A 4,844-nucleotide genomic window follows, 5' to 3' on the forward strand; every position below is an offset into this window, starting at 1 on the left:
CAGGCTGCGGCGCAGGGGATCGCCGAGGCGCTGCGCACCGCCCCGGCGCGGGTCGCCAATGTCGCGGACAAGCCCTACAAGCGCCGGCCGTATGCGCCGTTCATCACCTCCACGTTGCAGCAAGAGGCCTCGCGAAAGCTGCGGCTGTCGGCGCGCGAGACGATGCGGATCGCGCAGCGGCTCTACGAGGGCGGCTACATCACCTATATGCGAACCGACTCGGTCATGCTCTCCGAGACGGCCCTGAACGCCGCCCGCAGCCAGGCCCGGAGCATGTATGGCGCCGAATATGTCCCCGACGCCCCGCGCCGCTACACCTCCTCCAATGCCGGCGCCCAGGAGGCGCACGAGGCGATCCGCCCGGCCGGCGACACCTTCCGCACCCCGTCGCAGGTCAGCAGCCAGCTGCGCGGCAGCGAGTACGCCCTCTACGACCTGATCTGGAAGCGCACCATCGCCTCCCAGATGGCCGATGCCGTCGGCTCGACCGCGACCGTGCAGACCGAGGCGACCCTGGCCGACGGGCGGGTCGCCCAGCTGTCGGCGAGCGGCACGGTCATCACCTTCCGCGGCTTCCTCGCGGCATACGAAGAAGGCCGGGACGAGGAGGACACCCGCGCCCGCCAGGCCGCCCGCGAGGCCGGCGAGGAGGAGCGGCGCCTGCCGCAGCTGAGCCAGGGCGACGCGCTCGACGTCCGCCGCACCGAGGCCTCCGGTCACGAGACCTCCCCGCCCCCGCGCTATACCGAGGCCACCCTCGTCAAAGCGTTGGAGCAGAAGGAGATCGGCCGCCCCTCGACATACGAACCCACGCTGGCGACGATCCAGGACCGCGGCTATGTCAACAAGCAAGGTTCGGCGCTCGTGCCGTCGTGGCTCGCCTTCGCCGTCACCCGGTTGATGGAAGAGCATTTCGGACGGCTCGTCGACTACGACTTCACCGCCTCGATGGAGGACGACCTCGACGCCATCGCCCGCGGCGACGCACAACGGGTCGAGTGGCTGCAGCGCTTCTACTTCGGCGACGAGGCCACCTCCGCCGAGGGTCTGCGCGACCTGGTCGCCGACCTGGGGGAGATCGACGCCCGCGGCATCTCGACGATCGACATCGGCGACGGGCTCGTCGTGCGCGTCGGCCGCTACGGACCCTACGTCGAGGAGGTCTCCCCGGCCGGCGTGGACCCGTCGACAGGTGAGATGGCAGACGCCGCCGCGACCACGCCGCGGCGGGCCACGATCAACGACGACGTGGCGCCGGCGGACCTGACCCCTGAGATGGCACGCGCGCTGCTCGAGGTCTCGGCCGACGACGGGCGCTCGCTCGGCACCGACCCCGTGTCCGGCCACGAAATCCTCGCCAAGGCCGGCCGCTACGGGCCCTATGTCACCGAGGTGCTGCCCGAGTCGGACGCGCCCGCGTCGCGCACGCGCAAGGCGTCGGTGGCCAAGCCGCGCACCGCCTCCCTGTTCAAGGACATGGACCTCGGGACCATCGACCTCGACACTGCGCTGCAGCTGCTCAGCCTGCCCCGCATCGTCGGCACGCACCCCGAGACCGGGGCCGAGATCACGGCGCAGAACGGCCGCTACGGACCGTATCTGAAGATGGGCACCGATTCCCGCTCCCTCGAGACCGAGGCCCAACTCTTCGACATCAGCCTCGAGCAGGCGCTGGCCATCTATGCCCAGCCCAAGCAGCGGGGACGGGCCGCCGCCAAGCCACCGCTGAAGGAGCTCGGCAACGACCCCGTCAGCGGCAAGCCGGTAGTCGTCAAGGACGGCCGTTTCGGGGCCTATGTCACCGACGGCGAGACCAACGCGACCCTGCGCCGCGACGACGACCCCGAGACCATCACCCCGGAGCGCGGCTTCGAGTTGCTCGCGGAGAAGCGGGCCAAGGGTCCGAGCACCCGCCGCGGTGCCAAGAAGACCACCAAGAAGACCACCAAGAAGGCGGCCAAGAAGACCACCCGCAAGACAGCGGCGAAGAAGTCGGACTGAGGTGTTCGCGGTGCGGCCCGATGTCGTCGTCAGGACGCTGACGGCGCGCGGGCTGCTCGGTCTGGAATTGCCGCATCGCCGGGCTCGCCAGTTGCTCGCCCTGCAGCGGTGGGGCTACGGCATCGCGGGCGAGTTGCGCGCTGCCGCAGCCGTCTCCGGGTCGCGGGTGGCCCTAATCGACGAGCGGGGAGCCCACACCTACAGCGAGGCCGTCGACCTCGGCGACCGGCTGGCGCGGGTGCTGCGCAGCCGGGGGCTGCCGGCCGGTGCGCGGGTCGGGCTGCTCGCCCCGAACGGGGTGGAGTTCGTGCTGGCGCTGTATGCCGCGAACCTCCTCGGCATCGACGTCGTCCTGCTCAACACCGGGCTGACGGGCGAACGGATCACACAGATCGCCGACCGCGACGACCTGCAGACAGTTCTCCACGACGGCGAGCTGGCGCACCTGGTCGGCGGGGTGGCGGCGGCATACGACCTGGGTGAGCTGATGACGCAGGCGCGGGACGCGGCATACGGCCCGTCGGGCAACCGGCTCGCGCCGGCGCGGGAGGAAGGGCGCACCATCGTCCTGACCAGCGGGACCACTGGCGTGCCCAAGGGCGCCCCGCGGCGCGCAGTGGGCCGCATCGGGGCCACCGTCTCGATCCTCGAGCGCATCCCGCTCCACCACCGGACCGGATCCTGCTCAGCGCGCCGCTCTTCCACACGAGGGGGTTCGCCGGACTGCACTTGGCGTTCGGCTTGCAGGCCACGGTCATCCTGCAACGCAGGTTCGGGCCGGCCCGCGCCCATGCGGCGCTCGCCGAGCACCGGGCCCAGGTGCTGTTCGCCGTGCCCGCGATGCTGCAACGCCTGCTCGCGTGGCGGGAGGCCGCCCCGGAGGCCGGGCTGCCGCACCTGCGGGTGGTCGCTTCCAGCGGCTCGAAGTTCCCGCCGGGCTTCGCGACGCGCTTCCTCGACAAGTTCGGTGAGGTGCTCTACAGCCTGTACGGCTCGACGGTGGTGTCCTGGGCGACCATCGCGACGCCCGAACACCTCCGGCGCGACCCCGACACCGCCGGCACGCCCCCGCTCGGCACCCGGCTCGCCCTGCTGGACGCGGACCGGCAGCCGGTCCCCGACGGCGAGATCGGCCATTTCTATGTCGGCAACGACATGGTCTTCGACGGTTATCTGGACGGCAGCACCCGTGACCAGCACGCCGGGGTGATCGCGATCGGTGACCTCGGCTGGCGCAGAATGGGCTGTATTTCGTTGCGGGACGGGCCGATCAGCTCATCGTCTCCGGTGGCGAGAATGTCCATCCGCAGGAACTGGAGGACGCGCTGCATACCGTGCCCGGCGTCGCCGAGGCGGCCGCGCTCGCGGAGCCCCGCTGACCCGGGTCCTCGTGGGTCGGCTCGAACTTTTCCGCCCAGTGCCACTTCGTGTCGGTTCGCCTCGCAACATTCGCGATGCGAACCGCTACCTTCCCGCCCAAAGCTGTCGCTCCCGCCGAGCCCTGAGCGGCTCCCGCCCGACCTGACGCTCCCGCCGAGCCCTGACGCTCTGCGGTGGGCTGCCTGCGGGGCCGGTGCCGGCTGTCATACCCCGCGGATAGGGTTCGCACGTGAGTGACGGGCTCTTCTTGGCCTTCGAGGGCGGTGACGGTGCGGGCAAGTCGACGCAGGTGCGACTGCTCGCCGATGTCGTCGCGGCCGGGGGGCGCGAGGTGGTGGTGACCCGGCAGCCCGGGGGCACCGTTCTCGGGCAGCAGTTGCGGCAACTGGTCCTGTACGGCGAGGCCATGGCGCCCCGGGCGGAGGCGTTGATCTTCGCCGCCGACAAGGCCCAGCACGTCGAGGAGGTGATCCGGCCGGCGCTGGCGCGGGGGGCCGTGGTCATCACCGACCGCTACACCGACTCTGCCGTCGCTTATCAGGGGGCCGGGCGCGAGCTCGGCAGCGATGAGGTGCACGACCTGCAGATGTGGGCGGTCTGCGGGCTCGTGCCCGACCTGACCGTGATCATCGACCTGCCGCCCGAGGAGGGGCGCCGGCGCCGCGGCGACGTCCACGACCGGCTCGAGTCGGAGGCCGACGCCTATCACGCCGCCGTGCGCGAGCACTTCCTCGCCATCGCCGCCGCTGCCCCCGAGCGCTATCTGGTCATCGACGGCACGCAGCCGCCGCAGGCCCTGCACGCGCAGATCGTGGGCCGCCTGGCCGCCGCCGGCGTCGTCCCGGGCGGTGCCGGATGACCGTATGGCGTGAGGTCATCGGCCAGGAGCCGGCCCTGGCGATCCTGCAGCGGGCCGTCGCCCACCCCGAGTCGATGACGCACGCGTGGTTGTTCACCGGCCCGCCGGGGTCGGGACGCTCCGTCGCCGCGCGCGCCTTCGCCGGGGCCTTGATGTGTCCCACCGGCGGGTGCGGGGAGTGCCGCGAATGCCGCACCGCCGTCGACGGCACCCACGCCGACGTCGACCTCGTCGCGACCGAAGGCCTGACGATCGGGGTGGGTTCGGCCCGCGAGCTGGTGCAGCTGGCTGCTCGTCGGCCCTCGGTCGGGTCGTGGCGCGTCATCATCGTCGAGGACGCCGACCGGCTCACCGAGCACTCCGGCAACGCCCTGCTCAAAGCGATCGAGGAACCCGGCTCGCGCACGATCTGGCTGCTCTGCGCCCCGTCGGTCGAGGACGTCCTGATCACCTTGCGCTCGCGCTCGCGGCACGTGCGGCTGCGCACCCCGCCCGTCGAGGCCGTCGCCGCCTTGCTCACCGACCGCGACGGTGTCGACCCCGCGATGGCACGGTATGCCGCTCGCGCCGCCCAATGCCACGTCGGCATGGCGCGGCGGCTGGC

At 71.8% G+C, this 4,844-nt stretch carries 4 protein-coding genes and 1 pseudogene; all 5 read left to right on the plus strand.

The window, feature by feature from the left end; genetic code table 11:
* A partial coding sequence (locus BN11_RS11375; RefSeq protein WP_048697767.1) for a DNA topoisomerase occupies nucleotides 1–2,001 on the plus strand: 2,001 nt, incomplete at its 5' end.
* A 166-nt stretch (nucleotides 2,002–2,167) separates the two neighbouring features.
* Nucleotides 2,168–2,554: pseudogene (locus BN11_RS26140) on the plus strand (AMP-binding protein); the annotation flags it as partial.
* Nucleotides 2,555–2,724: 170 nt separating this feature from the next.
* Nucleotides 2,725–3,618, plus strand: a complete 894-nt coding sequence (locus BN11_RS25605; protein WP_268807157.1) for an AMP-binding protein — start codon at nucleotides 2,725–2,727, stop codon at nucleotides 3,616–3,618.
* Entirely contained in the window at nucleotides 3,611–4,240 is a 630-nt protein-coding gene (gene tmk, locus BN11_RS11385; RefSeq protein WP_048697770.1) for a dTMP kinase, read from the plus strand. Before BN11_RS25605 ends, tmk begins: the two co-directional genes overlap by 8 nt.
* The coding region (locus BN11_RS23695; protein ID WP_048701291.1) for a DNA polymerase III subunit delta' at nucleotides 4,237–4,844 on the plus strand (608 nt) is incomplete at its 3' end. The genes tmk and BN11_RS23695, both read left to right, overlap by 4 nt.

The sequence above is a fragment of the Nostocoides australiense Ben110 genome (genome assembly GCF_001050535.1).
GTDB classification, from domain to species: Bacteria; Actinomycetota; Actinomycetes; order Actinomycetales; family Dermatophilaceae; genus Nostocoides_A; species Nostocoides_A australiense.